Origin of the sequence: Actinopolyspora alba, from assembly GCF_900112765.1 — a bacterium.
GTDB lineage: Bacteria > Actinomycetota > Actinomycetes > Mycobacteriales > Pseudonocardiaceae > Actinopolyspora > Actinopolyspora alba.
The window spans coordinates 13,632-32,062 of the sequence record NZ_FOMZ01000007.1; the positions used below are offsets into that span (position 1 = coordinate 13,632).

The following is an 18,431-nucleotide window of genomic DNA, read 5'->3' on the forward strand; positions in this document are numbered from 1 at the left end:
CGTCACCCGCGTGTTTCGCCGACGTTAACGAAACGGTCCGTTGTCCCCGGGGCGGAGCGGGCGTCGGTTCGGAGCGGTCGAACGCCCCCGTATGCTGGTCACGTGGGTAGAATACTCGGTTCCTGGCTCTCCGGCCCCGCATCCGTGCGGGAGTCGGGACAACCGGAGCAACACTGGCGGGGCGAACGTCTGGGGCTGCCCGAGCAGGGATCCGGCTCGGTGGCGCCCACGGGACGGCGAGCACTGGGGTTTCTGGTGGACATCGTGCTAGCGGCGCTCGTGGCCGGGCTGTTCACGGCCCCGGAGCTGCCCGGTAACTGGAGTCTGGTCTCGTGGGCGCTGATCACGGTGTTGCCGGTCGCGTTCTTCGGATTCACGCCGGGCATGGCCGTGACGGGGATCTGGGTGGCACGTGTCGACGCCACCCCGACCGTGGGGCTGCCACGTGCGCTGCTTCGCTGCGTGCTGACCGCTGTGATCGTGCCCGCCGTGCTGTGGAACCTCGACGGCCGTTCCTGGCACGACCGGCTAAGCGGCACCGTGGTGCTGCGCCGCTGACCTCGGACGGGACACTGGACGGGCCGCTGGCCCCGTTGGTCCCGGACGGTTCGCGCTCTCGCGCTGCTTCGACGTTGCCGTGACGACCGGCGGGTGCCCGAATCCGGGTGCCCGACAACCGCCGTGTAACACCGCGACGGATCGCTTCACTCGTTCGGAGGAGTCGGGTAATCCGCCCTTCATCGGGTGGAAAAGCGGAGGCGGAAAGCGCGGCACGCGCCGCGCTCTGCCGTACTCGGTTACTTCCTGCGGCTCGCGCGTTGCATGTTGCGCATCTTCGCGCCCTGCGGCGCGGGACCCTTCGGCATCGGATTGGCCCTGTTGCCCAGCGCCTCGAGCTGCTTCTCCAACGAGTCGATCTGCCCGGCGTTGATGTTGCGGGGCAGCTTCATGATGTTGGACTGCAGTTTCCGCAGCGGAACCTGCTCCTGCCCGTCACCGACCATGATCTCGTAGATCGGTGTCTCGCCGACCAGCCGCGAGATGCGTTTCTTCTCCTGGGCCATCAGGCTCTTGACCCGATGCGGTTCCCCCTCGCCGACGAGGACGATTCCGGGCTTGCCCACGAGCCGGTGCACCGCGTCCAGCTGGCTGTTGCCGGTGATGCCCTGGGTCAGTTCCCACTTGCCGCGCATGTTCTCCAGCGCCCAGCCCGCCGCGCCCGGTTGGCCGCTGGCCTTGCTGTAGACGTTGCGCTGCACGCGCCTGCCGAACACGATCACCGCGCCCAACGCGCCGAGGGCCACACCCACGGGTAGGGCGAACCACTGCAACCCCCAGACGAGGCCGAGCAGGAACGCGACGACCGCCGCACCGAGCAGTACCGCCAGCATCAGCGGTACCAGCAGCCGGTCCTCGCGGCGTTGCATCTTGAACGCCTCGAACAGCTGTTTAAAACGACCGCTCGACGCCTGTCGTCTCTGTTTGGCCGCTTCTTTCTTCGCGGCTCGGTCCTGCTTGGCCATAGCTCCAGGATACGGCGCGGGCCCTCGGACGCGTCCATACGGTCCGGGCGTTTCCCGTCGCGAAAAGCGCCGGAGGGAGGCATCGCCGTCGTACACTGCCCGCCAGAACCGTCGCTCACGGAGGTGCTGCAGGTGTGCCGGGCTGCCGTGTTCCAACTGGACGCCTCTTACCGGGCCGTCGGCGCGTCCCCACCGCCGGAGCTCGGGAGCGCCCGGCTCGCTCCGCGCGAGGAGACACGTCGCGATCCGTGGGAGGAACTCCCGTTCGGTGCTCCGGCCGGTGCGTGGCGGTTGCTGGCCCGACTCCGTCCCTCCGGGGTCCGTCGGAGCCGGATGTGGCGCAGTCCGCTACGCGGGCCCTGGCTGACCTCGGTGTTCGGGGCCGTGCTGCTGGTGACGCTACCGCTGGTGACCATCACCGGGTTGCTTTCCTACATCGCCTATGGTCCGCAGTTCGGCCAGGCGTTTCCCCGTGAGGTCGGTTGGTTGCGGCTGCCCGCCTTCGACTGGCCCACCAGCCCGGCCTGGTTGTACGTGCTCAACCAGGGGACGCACGTGATTCTCGGGTTGGTGCTCATCCCGGTTGTGCTGGCGAAACTCTGGTCGGTGGTGCCGAAACTGCTCGAATGGCCCCCTGCCCGCTCCCCGGCCAAGGTCCTGGAACGCCTCGCGCTGCTGCTGTTGGTCGGGGGCGTCCTCTTCGAGATCGTCACCGGTGTCCTCAACATCCAGTACGACTACGTGTTCGGCTTCAGCTTCTACACCGCGCACTACTTCGGCGCCTGGGTGTTCATCGCGGGATTCGTCGTGCACGTGGCGCTCAAGATCCCCCGCATGCTCGCCGCGCTGCGATCACGTTCGCCTCGTTCCGTACTGCGAACCACGCGGGCCGAAACCCGCCCCGAACCGTTGGACAGCACCGGCCTGGTGGCAGCCGAGCCCGCCGCGCCCACCATGAGCCGCCGTGGTGCGCTCGGTCTGGTGGGAGCCGGATCCCTGCTGCTGGGGGTGCTCAGCATCGGTCAGGTGGTGGGAGGCCCCGCTCGTCGGGCGGCCCTGTTGTTGCCCCGCGGCAGAAGCTACGGTTCCGGTCCCAACGATTTCCAGGTCAACCGCACTGCCGAGGCCGCTGGGATAGATCCCGCCGATACGGAGGAGAGCTGGCGGCTGGTGCTGCGCTCCCGGAACGGGACCAGCCGGTTCTTCCGAGGGGAGTTGCTGGGAATGCCGCAGCACACCGCGACACTGCCGATCGCCTGTGTGGAGGGGTGGGCCACGACCCAACGCTGGACCGGGGTACGGCTGCGTGAGCTGGCCGTGCTGGCCGGGGTTCCCGAGCCGACCTGGGCCAGGGTGAGTTCGATCGAGACCGTCGGTGCGTTCCGGGCGGCCACGCTGCAGTCCAACCAGGTGCTCGATCCCGACGCGTTGTTGGCGCTGCGGGTCAACGACGTCGACCTCGCCCTGGACCACGGTTACCCGGCCAGAGTGATAGTGCCCGCGCTGCCTGGGGTGCACAACACCAAATGGGTGCGTGACATCGAATTCGGGAGCGATTGAGATGCGTGTGTTGCTCCGCCGGTTCTCGCGGGCCTACGGTGCCGCTCCGCACCAGCCGCTGCTGGTGCTGGGGGCTTTCGCGCTGACCGCCTACGTGGTGGTGCTGCTCGTGCCCGATTCGAGCTTCACTCGGATGTTGGTCTGGTTCCTCGCCGCGGTGGTGCTGCACGACCTGGTGCTGTTCCCCGTCTACGCGGGGGCGGATCGGCTGCTCCGCGCCGGTGCCCGTCGCGGGAGGACGGCAGTGGGCTGGGTCAACCACGTACGCGTGCCGGTGCTCGGGTCCGCGTTGCTGCTGCTGGTGTTCCTGCCCGGCATCATCAGGCAGGGGGAGTTCACCTACTACGCGGCGACCGGACAGACCCAGCAGCCCTTCCTGGGACGCTGGTTACTGCTCACCGCCGCGATGTTCGCGCTTTCCGCGCTGTGGTACCTGGTTCGCGTCATGCGCTCCCGGCACCTCGGCGTCGGCCGGGACGGGAATTGATCCACCAGCCACGATTCGCCGATGCCGTCCCCCGGAACGCGTGGGAGAGCCCACGCGCTCCGGGGGAGCGGTTCAGCGGGAGAGCAGGTTGCTCGCCTCCTGGGCGGCGGTTCCCGCCTGCGCCAGGTGCGCGAGGTTCTCCGGCAGCGGCATGCCGCGGTGCTCGGTAGCCTTGGCGTACAGCCGCCCCGCCCGGTAGCTGGAGCGGACCAGCGGACCCGCCATGACGCCCGGGAAACCGATGCGCTCCGCCGCCTTGGTGTGCTCGACGAACTCCTCGGGCTTGACCCAGCGGTCCACCGGGTGGTGCCGGGGGCTGGGGCGCAGGTACTGCGTGATGGTGATGATGTCGCAACCCGCCTCGTGCAGGTCCCGCAGGGTGGGCTCGACCTCCTCGGGCGTCTCGCCCATGCCGAGGATCAGGTTCGACTTGGTCACCAGACCCGCCTCACGCGCGAGGGTGAGGACCTTCAGCGAGCGGTCGTACCGGAACGCGGGGCGCATCCGCTTGAACACGCTCGGCACGGTCTCGATGTTGTGCGCGAGCACCTCGGGGCGCGACCCGAACACCTCGGCGAGCTGGTCCGGCTCGGCGTTGAAGTCGGGGATCAGCAGTTCGACACCCGTACCGGGGTTGAGCTCGTGGATCTGGCGCACCGTCTCCGCGTACAGCCACGCGCCGCCGTCGTCGAGGTCGTCGCGGGCCACACCGGTCACCGTCGAATAGCGCAGCCCCATGGCCTGCACCGACTCGGCGACCTTGCGCGGTTCGGTGGTGTCGAGCTCGGCGGGTTTGCCCGTGTCGATCTGGCAGAAGTCGCACCGGCGGGTGCACTGGTCACCGCCGATGAGGAACGTGGCCTCCCGGTCCTCCCAACACTCGAAGATATTGGGACAACCCGCCTCCTCGCAGACGGTGTTGAGGCCCTCGCGCCGCACCAGCCCCTTGAGTTCCTGGTACTCCGGACCCATGCGAGCGCGCGTTTTGATCCAGGACGGCTTCTTCTCGATCGGCGTCTGACTGTTGCGGGCTTCGAGCCGCAACAACTTCCGCCCCTCCGGCGCCACAGTCACGACCACAGGCTACGCCCCGACCACCGGTGCTCGACAATGACCGAACTCACCCGATCCCGCTCTTCACCGAAACAGCGTGCGGGAGGTTCCGCCGAGCGGGTAGCTCGACGACCCGCCCGGAGAACTTCGATCAGAACGGTTCGGGCGAGATCCCGGTCAGCTCCGCGGTGCTCTCCCACAGCCGTCCCGCGCTGGTGTCGTTCCGCGCGGCCGGATTGAGCCGGGCCCGCTTGGGATGGCCACGGACCTCGGCCAGTCGCGCCGGCCCGAAGTAGTCACCGCCTGCCACGTTCGGCGCGGTGGCCGCGTACAGCTGTGGCAGTGCTCCGAGTTCCACCCGTTGGGTGATCAGTGTGTTGCCCTTGCTCACCGCGGCACTGACGACGCCGGGGAGCGCGCGGTGCCGTGCCGAGTTGGGGGCCAGTTCCGTGTCGGTCATACCGGGGTGGGCCGCGGCGCTGGTGATGTCGAGCCCGGCCGATCGGAGTCTGGAGTCGAGTTCCCTGGTGAACAACAGGTTCGCCAGTTTCGACTGGGCGTAGGCCCGCAGCGGCGAGTAGCGGCGGCGCCGGAAGTTCGGATCCTCGGTGTCCAGGCCGTTGCCGTGGTGCGCGAGGCTGGAAAGCGTCACCACCCGGGAGTGCCCTCCACCGCGCAAGGCGGGCATCAGCAGCCAGGTCAACGCGGCGTGCCCGAGGTGGTTGGTCCCGAACTGCAGCTCGAAACCGTCCGCGGTGTGGCGGAAGGGCGTCGCCATCACGCCCGCGTTGTTCATCAGCACTTCGAGACGGTCACCGGTGCGTTCCCTGACCCGCGAAGCCGCCTCGCGAACCGAGCTCAGATCGGCCAGGTCGAGTTCGACGACCTCGGGGCGCACGTGCGCCGATCCCTCGATTCGTTCCGCGGCCTGCTTGCCGCGTTCGGGATCCCGGCAGCCGAGCAGCACCCATGCTCCCCGGGAGGCCAGCACCTGTGCGCTTCGCAGTCCCAGCCCAGAGTTGGCGCCGGTGATCAGCACCGTCCGCCCCGACTGGTCCGGTACGGCGGTCTCGTCCCATTTGGTCATGGCCGCATTTCTATATCCCGCCGAGGTTTCGAACAACTCTCGCGTTTGGGGTCTCAGACCGTGACCGGTGCCGGGGTGTGCGGTTCGGCGTGCTCAGCGGCGTGCAGCAGGCGCGACAACGCCGCTCCGGAGCGGCTTATCTCGGCATCCGGCTCGGAGTGCTCGGCCACGCCAGCTGTGAGCGCCAGCAGGCGTCGCTCCCGTTCCACGGCTTCCCGCAGTTCGCCCTTCGGGGCAGTGGCGTGCCGGTCCAGCGCCGCGCGCAGCACGGGGTTCTCGGCCGCGGTGTCCTGCCATGCCAGCCGAGCGGCCTCCAGCCTGTCACCGCTACTGCCGTCGCACTCGCTCAGTCGCGTGTCGAGTCGGCCGGTCAGCTGCTGCGTCCATTTGTGCTGCAGCGCGCACAGCAGTCGCTGCCTGTCGGCGAACACGTCCGACAGTTCGTCGTGACTTCGCGGGTCCGGAAGCCGGTCCGGGGTTCGCGCCAGTCGCTCCAGCAGGAATCCGATCGCTTGTTGCCTGCGGTGGAACCGCTGCCAGGACATGCCTACCTCGCAAGTTGGCCGTACCTGTGGTGTGTGGCATACCAACGGTATGTCGCTTGTGGTGACGTTATCAGCCCGTACGTACCGACGGTATGGTGAAGCGATGTGAGTAGGGCGACAGAGCAACCACGCCGGGTCGAGTACTCGGAATCCACCCGTGCCGCGCTGGTGGATTCCGCCGTGGAGCTGTTCACCGAACGCGGATACGCCCGGGCGTCGTTGGACGAGATCACCGGACGTGCCCGCGTGACGAAGGGAGCCCTCTACCACCACTTCGGGGGCAAGCGTGCGCTGTTCGAGGCCGCCTTCGAGGAGGTCGAGATCGGTGTCGTCGCCCGGCTGGCCGACGTGATGCCCGGTGAACGCGATCCGTGGGAGGAACTGCGTGCCGGGCTGGAGGCGTTCCTGCGGGTCTGCCTGGAGCCTTCCTTCCAGCGCATCGTCGCCCAGGAGGGGCCGGTGGTGCTGGGCTACCAGCGTTGGTACGACCTCGGCGAGCGCTACACGTTCGGCCTGGTGCGCGGAAGCGTCCAGCGGCTGGTGCACACCGGCCGTATCGAGGAGTCGGTGTCGGTGGACGTGCTCGCCCGGGTGATCTTCGGTGGGCTTTCCTCCGGGGCCGCCACCATCGCCGGATCGGATGATCCCAATCGGACCAGCGTCGAGGTGGGGGAGGCGCTGGAACGGCTGCTGCGTGGTCTGCGCGACGGTTGACCGCCACCCCCGCCCGTGTGACTCCCGAACTCGCACGGGCCGGTTAGCCTCGGGACGTGACCGAGGAATTCAAACTCAGAATCTTCACCGAGCCCCAGCAGGGCGCCACCTACGACGATCTGCTCCGCGTCGCCCGCACCACCGAGTCGGCGGGTTACGATGCCTTCTTCCGCTCCGACCACTACCTGCGGATGGGCGATTCGAGCGGTCTGCCTGGGCCGACGGACGCGTGGCTGACCCTGGCAGGGCTCGCGCGGGAGACCTCCCGGTTGCGACTGGGGACGCTGATGAGCGCGGCGACGTTCCGCCTTCCCGGCCCGTTGGCCGTCTCGGTGGCCCAGGCCGATCAGATGTCGGGTGGGCGCATCGAGTTCGGAATCGGCAGCGGTTGGTACGAGGAGGAGCACACCGCCTACGGCATCCCGTTTCCCTCGCTGCGGGAGCGTTTCCAGCGTTACGCCGAGCAGCTGGAGATCGTCACGGGGCTGTGGTCCACGCCCTCGGGTGAGACCTTCGACTACTCGGGAACGTACTACCGGCTCGATGACTCGCCCGCGTTGCCCAAGCCGGTGCAACAGCCACGTCCTCCGGTGCTGATCGGAGGTGCGGGCAAGAAGCGGACCCCGGAACTGGCGGCGAGGTTCGCCGACGAGTTCAACCTGCCGTTCGTCGACCAGGAGACCGCGGCGGCACAGTTCGACAGGGTGGGGCGGGCGTGCACCGCCATCGGCAGGAATCCCGACGAGATCGTGCGTTCCGCCGCGCTCGTCCTCTGCGTCGGCAAGGACGAGGCCCAGCTGGCCCGGCGTGCCGAGGCGATCGGTCGTGACCCGGTCGAGCTCCGCGCCAACGGCCTCGCCGGTACTCCCGAGGAGGTGGCCGACAAAATCGGCCAGTGGCGACGGAACACCGGCATCACCAGGCTGTACCTGCAGGTGCTGGATCTGTCGGACCTGGATCACATCGAACTGGTCGCCGCCGAGGTCGCGAATCGGCTCGACTGATCGGACCCTCCCGTCCCGCAGCCCGGTCGCGGGGAGGGACGACGGCGTGGTGGGTGAGCCGCTCGCCCACCACGCCACGAGTGCTCGGCCGGGGTGGCGTCGGTCAGCGCAGCTCCGGATCCAGCGCGAACGTCACGCCCGCCGGGGCCTCCGACTGCTTCCTGACGTCGCGGTCGGTGACCGGAAGGGCACCGTCCAGGGCCTCCGGGACGGCCTGCTTCACCAGCGGCAGCGCTTCGGCCACCGTGACGTCCCTGCCCAGTTCGGCCGACAGCGAGGTGACCCCGGCATCGCTGATTCCGCAGGGGACGATCCGGTCGAACTCGGCCATGTCGGAATCACAGTTCAACTCCAGGCCGTGCATGGTCACCCCACCCTGCACCCGGATGCCGATCGCCGCGATCTTGCGTTCGGGCCGATCGCCGTCAGCGGCGAGCCACACGCCGCTGCGCCCCTCCACCCGGCCGGTTCGCAGCCCGAACTGCTCGCACACCCGGATCAGTGCCTGCTCCAGCCTGCGCACGTAGTCGACCACGTCGATCGGATCGGACAGCCGCACGATCGGATAGCCGACCAGTTGGCCGGGGCCGTGCCAGGTGATCTTGCCACCGCGATCGACGTCGATCACCGGCGTGCCGTCCCGCGGGCGGTCCTCCGGTTCGGTTCGCTTGCCCGCCGTGTACACGGAAGGGTGTTCCAGCAGCAGCAGCGTGTCCGGTCCGGTTCCCGCCGCGCGGGCCGTGGCCAGTTCCTGCTGACGTTGCCAAGCCGTCAGATAGTCGATCGTGCCCAGCTCGAGTCTCTCGATCGGCTGATCCGAGGCCCGGCACGAGTTCTCACCGTGACTCACGGGCGCCACCCTACCGCTGTCGGTTTCGACCGCGATATCGCGCTTCGTGCTCGTCGCGGCACCGCGGCCCGTACGTTTCGCGAAATCGTCGACCGTGGTGCGGTAGCCGGTCAGGCCGACACCGCCGCTCCGAGCGCGGAACGAACCGTCGGGTGCTGGAAGGTGAAGCCGTGTTCCTCCAGCACAGCGGGCACCGCACGCTGTCCGGTCAGTGCGAGTTCCTGGGCGAGCTCACCGAGCACCCCTCGCATGGCGAAACCGGGAACGACCCACGGTGCCGGGCGGCCGAGCGCCTCGCCCAGCGCTCTGGTGAACTCCGCGTTGGTCACCGGTTCGGGCCCGGTCATGTTGACCGGTCCCGAGATCTCCCGGTTCTCCAGTACGAACCGGATGGCGGCTATCTCGTCGTCCAGCGATATCCAGGGCATGTACTGGGTGCCGTCACCGAGCCTGCCGCCGAGCATCAGCGAGAACAGCGGTTTGAGCTGGCCGAGCAGTCCGCCGGACGGGGAGAGCACCGGGCCGGTACGCAACCGCACCACCCGGGCGGGACGGGCGGCGTCGGCCGCTGCTTCCCAGCGCTGACACAGATCGGCGAGGAAACCGTTGCCGGGACCGGCCGCTTCGGTGATCAGCCTGCCGCCGGTGTCGCCGTAGAAATCCACCCCGGAAGCGTTGATCAGGGCGGGGACGCCGCTTTCCCCGATGGCCTCGGCGAGTACGGCGGTGGGCCTGGTGCGGGAACGCAGCAGCTCCCGCTTGCGTTCGGCGGTCCACCGCTTGCCCGCGAGCGGGGCGCCGCAGAGATTGATCACCGCGTCGGCGCCGTCCAGGGCGCCCGCCTCGATCTCACCGGACTCGGGGTCCCAGCCGCGTTCGTCCGGGGCCTGTGCGGCGCGTCTGACCAGGCGAATCACTTCGTGGCGGGCGTGCCGGAGCGCCGGCACCAGATGGGTTCCGAGCAGGCCGGAGGATCCGGCGATAACCACACGCATGCCCCGATCTTGTCGCAATGATCGCCACAGTGCGAGACCGTCGCCCGATCGAGTGGGTAGCGTTTCGCTGCGCCGCGTTCCGCGGGATCGTCGCTACGGGACTCGGGACGGTTCGTGCTTGGTCACCGGCCACGAGAACCGGGGCCGCCCACCGAGAGTGGACGGCCCCGGAAAGTCAAGCGGCCCCGGAAAGTCAAGCGGCCCCGGAAAGTCAGGCGGCCCCGGAAAGTCAGGCGGCCCCGCCGCCTCACCGGTTGTGGTCGACCGGCGAACTCACACCCCGAGGTCGGCGTCGAAGGAGCCCTCCTCCAGCCGCTGCTTGACGGTGTTGAGGAAACGAGCGGCGTCGGCACCGTCGACGAGGCGGTGGTCGTAGGACAGCGCGAGGTAGACCATCGAGCGAATGGCGATGGTGTCACCGCCCGCTTCGTCGGAGACGACCACGGGACGTTTGACGACCGTGCCGGTACCCAGCATTCCCACCTGCGGCGGGTTCAGGATCGGCGTGTCGAACAGGGCCCCCCGGCTGCCGGTGTTGGTCAGCGTGAACGTGCCGCCGGACAGCTCGTCGGGTTTGACCTTGTTGTCGCGGGTGCGATCGGCCACGTCGGCGATCTTGCGGGCGAGCCCGCCGAGATTGAGGTCACCGGCGTCGTGGATGACCGGGCTCAGCAGCCCCCGGTCGGTGTCCACGGCGATCGCCAGGTGCTCGGCACCGTGGTAGGTGATCTCGTTGGCCTGCTCGTCGATCGAGGCGTTGAGCTTGGGGTGCAGCTTGAGCGCCTCCACCGTGGCCTTGGCGAAGAACGGCAGGAAGGAGAGCTTGACGCCCTCCGACGCCTCGAAGTCGTCCTTGGCGCGCTGGCGCAGTCGTGCGATGCGGGTGACGTCGACCTCGATGACGGTGGTCAGCTGGGCCGCGGTCTGCAGCGAGTCCACCATCCGCTGGGCGAGCACCTGCCGCAGCCGCGACATCTTCTGGGTGGTGCCGCGAAGCGCCCTCGCCTCGGCGGAGGGCTCCTCCTGCCCCGTGGCCGAAGCGGCCGGTTCGGCGGTGGCCGCTTCCGCGGGCTGCCCGTCGGGACGCGAGCCGGTGGCCGCGCCCGCCGACCGCTGCGTGATGGCGGCCTGCACGTCCTGCTTGCGGATGCGTCCGCCGACGCCGGTTCCCCGCAACGAGTGCAGGTCGATACCGTGCTCGTTCGCCAGCTTGCGCACCAGCGGAGTCACGTACGGCGCCGACCCCTCAGCGCCCTGCTGGGCCGGAGCGGCTTGTGCCGGAGCCGACTGGGCCGAAGCCGACTGGGCCGCCGGAGCGCTCGGCGCGGGCTGCGGTGCGGCTTCCTCTCGCGGCGGTTCCGGGGCCGGCTCGGGAGCGGCGGGGGGCGCCGCGGGTTGTGGTTCCGGGGCGGGTTGTGGCGCGGCTGCCGGTTCCGCCGACTGGTCGCCGACCACCGCGAGTTTGGCACCGACCTCGACGGTGTCGTCCTCACCGGCCGACAGTTCCAGGATCGTGCCTGCCACGGGGGAGGGGATCTCGGTGTCGACCTTGTCGGTGGAGACTTCCAGCAGGGGTTCGTCGACCTCGACGGTGTCGCCGACCTGCTTGAGCCACCGGGTGATGGTGCCTTCGCTGACGCTTTCACCCAGGGCGGGCATGTGCACGTCGGTGCCCTGGGTCGCGGACGCCCGGGGCTGTGCCGCGGGCTCCGGCTCGGGGGCGGGTTCCGGCGCGGGCTGTGGTGCGGCTGCCGGTTCCGCCGGTGCCTGCGAGGGCTGTTCGCTCGCGGCCGGTTGCTGCGGTGCGGCCCGCTCACCGCTGTCGCCGATCAGCGCGAGTTCGCCGCCGACCTCGACGGTGTCGTCCTCGCTGGCGATGAGTTGCTGTACCACCCCGGCGGCGGGGGAGGGGATCTCGGTGTCGACCTTGTCGGTGGAGACTTCCAGCAGGGGTTCGTCGACCTCGACGGTGTCGCCGACCTGCTTGAGCCACCGGGTGATGGTGCCTTCGCTGACGCTCTCACCGAGTGCCGGCATCTGGACGGAGAAGGCCATCTGTTGCTGACTCCTCGTACTCGTGGCGTGTGATGGGCTCTGACGTGACCGGTTGAGCGGAATGCGTCAGCCGTGTACGTGGAGCGGTTTGCCCGCCAGGGCGAGATGCGCTTCGCCGAGCGCCTCGGACTGGGTCGGGTGGGCGTGCACCAGCGGAGCGACGTCCTCCGGCAGGGCCTCCCAGTTGTAGATGAGCTGGGCTTCGCTGATCAGTTCGCCCACCCGGTCACCGATCAGGTGCAGCCCCAGCACCGGCCCGTCCGCGGCACGAACGATCTTGGCGGCTCCCGCCGTCTTGAGGATCTGGCTCTTGCCGTTGCCCGCGAGGTCGTAGGTGAAGGTCTCCACCTTGTCGTACTGCTCCCGGGCGGCGCTCTCGGTCAGTCCGACCGAGGCGACCTCGGGGTTGCTGTAGGTCACTCGCGGGATGCCTGCCTCGTCGATGACCGGCGGGTTCAGCCCCGCGATGTCCTCGGCGATGAACACACCCTGCTGGAACCCGCGGTGCGCCAACTGCAGCCCGGGGACGATGTCGCCCACCGCGTAGACGCCGGGGAGGTTGGTGCGCAACCGCTCGTCGGTGCGCACGAAACCGCGCTCCAGGGACACGCCCGCCTCTTCGTAGCCGTGCCCCGCCGTGTTGGGTCCGCGTCCCACAGCGACCAGCAGCAGATCGGCGTCGATGGTCTCGCCGTTCTCCAGGCTGACGGTCACGCCGGACTCGCTCTGCTCCGCGCCGGTGAACTTCACGCCGGTGGAGAACTTGATCCCCCGCTTGCGGAAGGCGCGTTCGAGCTGCTTGGAGCAGTACTCGTCCTCGTTCGGCACCAGGTGGGGCAGCGCCTCGACGATGTTGACCTCCGCACCGAAGGAGCGCCACACGCTGGCGAACTCCACACCGATGACGCCGCCGCCGAGCACGACGACCTTCTCCGGTACGTAGTCGAGATTGAGTGCCTGTTCGCTGGCGATGATCCGACCGCCGAACTCCAGACCGGGCAGCGTCTTGGAGTAGGAACCGGTGGCGAGCACCACGTTGGTGCCGGTGTAGCGGGTGCCGTCGACCTCCACCGTGTTGGCGTCGACGAGGGTGCCCGCGCCCTCAACGTAGTTGATCTTGTGGGCCTTGGCGAGCCCCTGCAGCCCCTTGTGCAGTTTGGTGACGATGCCGTCCTTGTACGAGTTGACGCCATCGATGTCGATGCCCTCGAGGGAGGCCTTCACGCCGAACTGCTCGCTCTCGCGGGCCGAGTCCGCGACCTCCGCGGCGTGCAACAGCGCTTTGGTGGGGATGCACCCTCGGTGCAGACAGGTCCCACCGAGCTTGTCCTTTTCGATGAGGGTGACGGAAAGGCCCAGCTCCGCCGCGCGGAAAGCGCAGGCGTAGCCGCCGGAGCCGCCACCGAGAATGACTAGATCGGCGGACGTGTCGGTCACTTCGCACTCCTCGACAGGCATCATTTCTTCAACTCGTTACCGGAGCCCGCGCGGAGCTCCGGCACCGAAAGCCATCTTGTCACCACGCGAGTCACGGGCGCGAGACGGGCTGCCCGTGTTCCCGGGACAAATGGCGCGAAGATCACATTCGCTACCGGGTGCAACGTCACGAAAGGTGGTTTTTATGCCCCGACTGGCAATATCGTGGTAACCGGTCAAGGAGGGAGAACCGTGGGCCTGTTCGAGCGTCTACGCCGTCGTGGTCGGTCGCGACGCACCCGCCCCGAGCGGAACCAGGACACCGAACACCTCCGGCAGTGGGCTGCTCAGCGTCGCGGTGTCGAGGGGTTCCTGGAACCACCGACTCCGGTCACCGAGACGACGATCGTCTTCGTCGCCCACGACGGGGAGTGGACGCGGCGTCGGATCGAGGGACGGGACGCCGCGATCCGTTTCACGCATCGACTTGGTGTCCCGTTCTACGAGGTCAACAAGGTCGGTTATCCGCAGCGGATGCGCGACTACCAGCGCAGGCAGCGCGTGCTGCGCCGCCGCGAGTACCGCCGCGGGCTCGAGAAGTGATCCCACGGCGGTACCCGCGTGTCGCTACTCGAGAGCCGGCCCGACGCTCCCAAGGCGCCGACTCACGTGCCGGCTACCCGACCGGCTGGGCAAGCTCCGCTGCGGGCTCTCAGCTTCGTTCGGCGATGTCCGCCAGCACCGCGGCCATCGTCCGCACCGGAACGCCGGTGCCTCCCTTGGGGGTGTAGCCCCACGGGGAGTTCGAGTTGTACGCCGGACCGGCCACGTCGATGTGTGCCCAGGCGACGTCCTCCGCCACGAACTCGCTGAGGAAACGTCCGGCCACCAGCATGCCCGCCCAGCGCTGACCGGTGACATTGGCGATGTCGGCCAGCTTCGAGTCGAGGTCGGCCCGCAACTCGTCCGGCAACGGCATGGCCCAACCGGCTTCCCCGGTCGCCCTGGACAGTTCGGCCACGCGGTCCCGGAAACCCTCGCTTCCCATGACACCCGGTGTCCGCTTGCCCAACGCGACCAGCTGCGCACCGGTCAGGGTCGATGCCTCGACCAGGTACTCGGGCTCGTCCTCGCAGGCGCGGGTGATCGCGTCCGCCAGGATCAGCCTGCCCTCGGCGTCGGTGTTGAGAACCTCGACGGTCTTGCCGCCGTACATGCTCAACACGTCACCCGGCCGGTAAGCGGTGCCGGACGGCATGTTCTCCGCCATCGGAACGGTGGCGGTGATGTCGAGCGGGTAGTTGAGTTTGGCCGCCAGCACCATGGTCGCGATGACCGCGGCCGCACCGGACATGTCCGAGGTCATCTCGTCCATGCCCGCGGCGGGTTTGAGTGAGATGCCGCCGGTGTCGAAGGTCACGCCCTTGCCGACCAGCGCCACCTTCCGGGCACCCTTCTGCCCCTTGTGCCGCATCCGGACCAACCGCGGTGGCCGGGAGGATCCCTCGCCGACGCCCAGGATGCCGCCGTAGCCGTGTTTGCGCAGGTCGTCGGCATCGAGCACTTCGACGTCCAGCCCGGCCGAACGGCCCAGTTCGGAGGCGCGCTCCGCCATCGCGGCAGGCGGAAGATCGTTCGGCGGGGTGTTGATCAGATCCCGGGCGGTGTTGACCGCCTCACCGATCACCGTGGCGCCCTTCAGCGCGGATTTCGCGGAGTCGTCCTTGGCCTCGGGTACCACGAGGTCCACTTTGCTCACCGGGTCGTCACCTGGCGAGGACTTGTACCTGGTGAACGCGTAGGAACCCATCACCGTTCCCTGCACCGCCGCTGAAACGTCCAGTTCGGACAGCGTGGTGGCCGCGTGCGAGACCCCGGTCATCGCGCGCGCCGCCGCGCCCGCCGCGCGGCGCACCGACTCGCTCGGGATCTCCTCGTTCGGATCGCGCTTGCCGAGTCCGACAGCGAGCAGGACTTCCGCCCGCAACGACCCACTCGCCGCGAGTTTGACGACCTCCTCGGCCTTGCCGGTGGCGCCCAGCAGGGTCAGCGTCTCGGTCAGGTTGCCGTCGAACGCCGCGGCGATCTCGTTCGTTCCCGGTGCGAGTTCGAGGCCGTCCGTGCCTTCCACGGTTCCGATGACGAGGGTTTCCACCGTCAGCTTCGCCGCGGCGCCGTCGACCAGGGCGAGTTTGGGGGTTGTCACCTGTGGCTCCTCCCGGAGTTGTGTGCCGTCGGGCCGATGCTTCCAGCACCTGCCCACCGCATATCGCTTCCGCGGGCACTGTAGAACGGTGCCTCCGCCGGTGCGCGTACCAGCCCGTGTTCGTGTCGCCGTGTCGTCGGGGGATCACTCACGGCGCATGGTTTCGCCTCGAGTCCCCGACTTCACGGTTTCGTCGCCGAGTACCGTTTCGGTGAGCGGTCGATGCCGTCAGTGCGTTGCCCGGTGGTGACGTGCGCGTCGAGGCTCTCTTGCCGTGCGGTGCGGCCCGCACCTGATCGGGGATTAGCGGCAGGGGACCGGCGGGACGTTCCTCGGGGCGAGGACGAGGTCTCATTACTACGAGGATGGTTTGCTTGGCCGAACGATCGGGCCCCTCGGTTGGTTCGACAGTCGTGAGGCGAGCGGTTCCGCTCGCGCTCGGTGCCATGCTGGGTGCCGGGGTGTTCCTCGGCGTGGCACCGGCCGTGTCGATCGCGGGACCGTGGACGCCGTTCGCCGTGCCGGTGGCGGTCGTCACCGCCTGGTGCGCCGCGAGCGCCACGAGACACCAGGCCGAGTCCTACGGGCCGACAGGTGCCGGATACGCGTGTGTGCGGGACAAGCTGGGAGTGGTTCCCGGCCGAATCGCCGCCGGTACGGGACTGTTCGGTCATGTCGCGGCGCTGACGGCCGTAGCGGGCGCGGCCGCCCGCTATCTACCGACCCCACAGCCGTTGGCCGCGGTCTCGCTCCCGCTGCTCGCGGTACTCGCCGCCACCGCCGGACTTCGGATCAGGGGGGTGGCCGGTTGGCTCTGGCTGGCGCTGACGATCGCGGTGCTCGGCGTGGTGACCGCCGCGTGCCTGGCGATCACTCCGGTGGACTCCCCGTCGATCTCACCCCAGGGGCCGTTGGCGGTCTCCGGAGCGGCGGGAGTGCTGTTCTTCGGCCTCGTCGGTTTCGAGCGGCTGACCGCCGCCGCGGACAGGGCGGATCGGTATCCGGCGGCCGTGCTGGACCGTGCCCTGCCCGCTGTGCTGCTCGTCGCCGGTGTGGTGCTGGCGGTGGTGCTGGGGGCGGTGTCGTACCAGCTCGGTTCCGCGCGGCTGGCGCTGTCGCCGGCACCGCTGCTCGACGCGTTGCGTGCGGCCGACGCGGCAGCGCTGACCTCGGTAGTGGGGACGGCGGCCGCGCTGGCCATGTTGCCGGTGCTGCTCGCGGTGCTGGAGTCGGCGCGCTCCACCGGTGCGGCTCTGGTCTCCGACGGTGAGCTGCCGGTACTGGCGCGTCGTGCCGGTCCCGCGGGCACCCCCTACCCGTTCGATCTGGCGTTGGCCGTGGTGGCCGCGTCGCTGACGTCGCTCCTCGGGCCGGAACAGGCCGTCGCGATCGCCGCGTGCTGTCTGCTGGTCCATTACGCGCTGGTCAACGCGGCGGCGCGAGTTCTGTTGCTCGACGGCGGGAAACTGCCCAGGCGGACGGCCTGCCTGGGGATGGGCCTGTCGGTGATTCTGGCCATGAGCATGCCCGTGCCCGCGATGGCGGTCACGCTGGCGGTGGTGGTTCTGGTGCCGGTGGTGGCGGGTTCGGTTCGGCGGTGGCGGGGTTCGGAGCGGAGCTCGCGCCACGAGCGCCCTCCCGAGGAACACGACGTCCGGTAACTCCGCGAACACCCAACGCCCAACGAGCTCTCACGACGCTTCCCGCGAGGTGTTTACGACTGTCGTACGACCGACCATAAGTGACGCTGATACTCGGTCGCCCAATCGTTACCGGTCAGGTTTCCACTGCTCTCGGGCGCGCGATACGGTACGTTCATGAGCCAACCCGTCGTTTTCACCCGGACCGAGACCCCGCGACCCGCGAGTGCGGAACATCGTTCGAAGGTACTCGCCGATCCCGGGTTCGGGAATTACTTCACCGATCACATGGTCACCGCACGGTGGAGCACCGAGCAGGGTTGGCACGACGCCAGGCTGGAGCCCTATCACCCCGTCGAGTTGGATCCCGCCACTACGGTGCTGCACTACGGACAGGCCATCTTCGAGGGGCTGAAGGCCTACCACCAGCCCGACGGCTCGATCGCCTCGTTCCGCCCGTGGGCCAATGCCGCCCGCTTCCAGGACTCGGCACGCAGGCTGGCCATGCCGGAACTGCCCGAGGAGATCTTCCTCGACTCGCTGCGTGAGCTGGTCTCGGTCGACAACCAGTGGGTGCCGACGGAGGGCGAGAGCTCGCTGTACCTGCGGCCGTTCATGATCTCCACCGAGCGAACCCTGGGCGTCAACCGCCCGGCGAGCAGCTATCTGTACATGCTGATCGCCTCGCCCGCCGGCTCCTACTTCGCGAGCGGCGTCAAGCCGGTCACCGTGTGGCTCAGCAGGGAGTACGTCCGCGCCAGCCCGGGGGGCACCGGAGCCGCGAAGTTCGCGGGCAACTACGCCGCCTCGTTCGTGGCGCAGGCCCAGGCCGCCGAACAGGGCTGCGACCAGGTCGTCTGGCTGGATGCCGTGGAACGGCGTGCCGTCGAGGAGATGGGCGGCATGAACCTGTTCTTCGTGCTCGGTTCGGGTGCGGAGGCACGGTTGGTCACCCCGGAACTGACCGGCAGCCTGCTGCCCGGCATCACCAGGTCCTCGTTGCTGCGAATGGGCGAGCGGCTCGGGCTCGAAGTCGAGGAACGCCGCATCACCACCGACGAATGGGAGCAGAAGGCCCTCTCCGGCGAGATCACCGAGGTGTTCGCCTGCGGGACCGCCGCCGTCATCACCCCGGTGGGCAAGGTCAGGCACAGCGGCGGCGAATTCACGATCGGGGACGGCGGCCCCGGGGAGCTGACCATGAAGCTCCGTGAGCAGCTGACCGGCATCCAGTACGGCGAACTTCCCGATCCCGAGGGCTGGATGACGAAGCTGGCCTGATCACCTCCTTTCGAT

At 68.9% G+C, this 18,431-nt stretch carries 17 protein-coding genes; 8 read left to right on the forward strand and 9 right to left on the reverse strand.

What is annotated here, in order from left to right:
- Positions 1 to 102: 102 nt before the first annotated feature.
- The gene (locus BM150_RS11505) at positions 103 to 558 is read left to right on the forward strand and encodes an RDD family protein (RefSeq protein WP_175496789.1); all 456 of its coding nucleotides are present in this window, start codon (positions 103 to 105) and stop codon (positions 556 to 558) included.
- Between the two features lie 239 nt (positions 559 to 797).
- Here BM150_RS11505 and BM150_RS11510 read toward each other — a convergent pair whose 3' ends face one another.
- Positions 798 to 1,523, reverse strand: a complete 726-nt coding sequence (locus BM150_RS11510) for a DUF4191 domain-containing protein (RefSeq protein WP_092926996.1) — start codon at positions 1,521 to 1,523, stop codon at positions 798 to 800.
- A gap of 333 nt (positions 1,524 to 1,856) precedes the next feature.
- On the opposite strand from BM150_RS11510, the gene BM150_RS11515 reads away from it, so the two are divergent.
- A complete protein-coding gene (locus BM150_RS11515; RefSeq protein ID WP_092927486.1) occupies positions 1,857 to 3,083 on the forward strand; it encodes a molybdopterin-dependent oxidoreductase in 1,227 nt (408 codons plus the stop codon).
- 1 nt (position 3,084) lies between these two features.
- On the forward strand, positions 3,085 to 3,570 hold the full coding sequence (locus tag BM150_RS11520) for a hypothetical protein (RefSeq protein ID WP_092926998.1): 486 nt from the start codon (positions 3,085 to 3,087) through the stop codon (positions 3,568 to 3,570).
- A 72-nt stretch (positions 3,571 to 3,642) separates the two neighbouring features.
- Here BM150_RS11520 and lipA read toward each other — a convergent pair whose 3' ends face one another.
- The 3 genes from lipA to BM150_RS11535 all read right to left on the reverse strand — a co-directional run bounded on the left by lipA (position 3,643) and on the right by BM150_RS11535 (position 6,255).
- Entirely contained in the window at positions 3,643 to 4,644 is a 1,002-nt protein-coding gene (gene lipA / locus BM150_RS11525) for a lipoyl synthase (RefSeq protein ID WP_092628812.1), read from the reverse strand.
- Between the two features lie 130 nt (positions 4,645 to 4,774).
- Complete coding sequence (locus tag BM150_RS11530) at positions 4,775 to 5,710, reverse strand: oxidoreductase (protein WP_092927000.1); 936 nt, start codon at positions 5,708 to 5,710, stop codon at positions 4,775 to 4,777.
- A gap of 53 nt (positions 5,711 to 5,763) precedes the next feature.
- Positions 5,764 to 6,255, reverse strand: a complete 492-nt coding sequence (locus BM150_RS11535; protein WP_092927002.1) for a hypothetical protein — start codon at positions 6,253 to 6,255, stop codon at positions 5,764 to 5,766.
- A 105-nt stretch (positions 6,256 to 6,360) separates the two neighbouring features.
- On the opposite strand from BM150_RS11535, the gene BM150_RS11540 reads away from it, so the two are divergent.
- Together BM150_RS11540 and BM150_RS11545 are read left to right on the forward strand one after the other, a co-directional pair.
- A complete protein-coding gene (locus tag BM150_RS11540) occupies positions 6,361 to 6,969 on the forward strand; it encodes a TetR/AcrR family transcriptional regulator (RefSeq protein ID WP_092927004.1) in 609 nt (202 codons plus the stop codon).
- Between the two features lie 56 nt (positions 6,970 to 7,025).
- Positions 7,026 to 7,973 (forward strand): LLM class F420-dependent oxidoreductase, encoded by a 948-nt coding sequence (locus tag BM150_RS11545; protein WP_092927006.1) that lies wholly within the window; start codon positions 7,026 to 7,028, stop codon positions 7,971 to 7,973.
- A 103-nt stretch (positions 7,974 to 8,076) separates the two neighbouring features.
- On the opposite strand, the gene lipB is transcribed toward BM150_RS11545, so the two are convergent.
- From lipB to lpdA, 4 genes are all read right to left on the reverse strand, one after another.
- The gene (gene lipB, locus BM150_RS11550; protein ID WP_092927008.1) at positions 8,077 to 8,823 is read right to left on the reverse strand and encodes a lipoyl(octanoyl) transferase LipB; all 747 of its coding nucleotides are present in this window, start codon (positions 8,821 to 8,823) and stop codon (positions 8,077 to 8,079) included.
- 110 nt (positions 8,824 to 8,933) lie between these two features.
- Positions 8,934 to 9,818, reverse strand: coding sequence for a TIGR01777 family oxidoreductase (locus tag BM150_RS11555; RefSeq protein WP_092927010.1), 885 nt, complete (start codon positions 9,816 to 9,818; stop codon positions 8,934 to 8,936).
- Between the two features lie 273 nt (positions 9,819 to 10,091).
- Complete coding sequence (gene sucB / locus BM150_RS11560; protein ID WP_092927012.1) at positions 10,092 to 11,873, reverse strand: 2-oxoglutarate dehydrogenase, E2 component, dihydrolipoamide succinyltransferase; 1,782 nt, start codon at positions 11,871 to 11,873, stop codon at positions 10,092 to 10,094.
- A 66-nt stretch (positions 11,874 to 11,939) separates the two neighbouring features.
- Positions 11,940 to 13,310 (reverse strand): dihydrolipoyl dehydrogenase, encoded by a 1,371-nt coding sequence (gene lpdA / locus BM150_RS11565; RefSeq protein ID WP_092927488.1) that lies wholly within the window; start codon positions 13,308 to 13,310, stop codon positions 11,940 to 11,942.
- A 231-nt stretch (positions 13,311 to 13,541) separates the two neighbouring features.
- Between lpdA and BM150_RS11570 the strand changes: the two genes are divergently transcribed.
- Entirely contained in the window at positions 13,542 to 13,892 is a 351-nt protein-coding gene (locus BM150_RS11570; RefSeq protein WP_092927014.1) for an oxidoreductase, read from the forward strand.
- A gap of 109 nt (positions 13,893 to 14,001) precedes the next feature.
- Here BM150_RS11570 and BM150_RS11575 read toward each other — a convergent pair whose 3' ends face one another.
- Entirely contained in the window at positions 14,002 to 15,495 is a 1,494-nt protein-coding gene (locus BM150_RS11575; RefSeq protein ID WP_092927016.1) for a leucyl aminopeptidase, read from the reverse strand.
- A 413-nt stretch (positions 15,496 to 15,908) separates the two neighbouring features.
- On the opposite strand from BM150_RS11575, the gene BM150_RS11580 reads away from it, so the two are divergent.
- Positions 15,909 to 17,156 carry an APC family permease gene (locus tag BM150_RS11580; protein ID WP_217641594.1) on the forward strand — a complete coding sequence of 416 codons (1,248 nt, stop codon included), beginning with the start codon at positions 15,909 to 15,911 and terminating at the stop codon, positions 17,154 to 17,156.
- Positions 17,157 to 17,312: 156 nt separating this feature from the next.
- On the forward strand, positions 17,313 to 18,416 hold the full coding sequence (locus tag BM150_RS11585) for a branched-chain amino acid aminotransferase (protein ID WP_092927020.1): 1,104 nt from the start codon (positions 17,313 to 17,315) through the stop codon (positions 18,414 to 18,416).
- Positions 18,417 to 18,431: the final 15 nt, after the last annotated feature.

Bases quoted from the DNA above. Each gene is read 5' to 3' on its own strand.
- BM150_RS11510 (WP_092926996.1), bottom strand. From the start codon at position 1,523: ATGGCCAAGCAGGACCGAGCCGCGAAGAAAGAAGCGGCCAAACAGAGA.
- BM150_RS11515 (WP_092927486.1), top strand. From the start codon at position 1,857: ATGTGGCGCAGTCCGCTACGCGGGCCCTGGCTGACCTCGGTGTTCGGG.
- BM150_RS11520 (WP_092926998.1), top strand. From the start codon at position 3,085: ATGCGTGTGTTGCTCCGCCGGTTCTCGCGGGCCTACGGTGCCGCTCCG.
- BM150_RS11530 (WP_092927000.1), bottom strand. From the start codon at position 5,710: ATGACCAAATGGGACGAGACCGCCGTACCGGACCAGTCGGGGCGGACG.
- BM150_RS11535 (WP_092927002.1), bottom strand. From the start codon at position 6,255: ATGTCCTGGCAGCGGTTCCACCGCAGGCAACAAGCGATCGGATTCCTG.
- BM150_RS11555 (WP_092927010.1), bottom strand. From the start codon at position 9,818: ATGCGTGTGGTTATCGCCGGATCCTCCGGCCTGCTCGGAACCCATCTG.
- sucB (WP_092927012.1), bottom strand. From the start codon at position 11,873: ATGGCCTTCTCCGTCCAGATGCCGGCACTCGGTGAGAGCGTCAGCGAA.
- BM150_RS11585 (WP_092927020.1), top strand. From the start codon at position 17,313: ATGAGCCAACCCGTCGTTTTCACCCGGACCGAGACCCCGCGACCCGCG.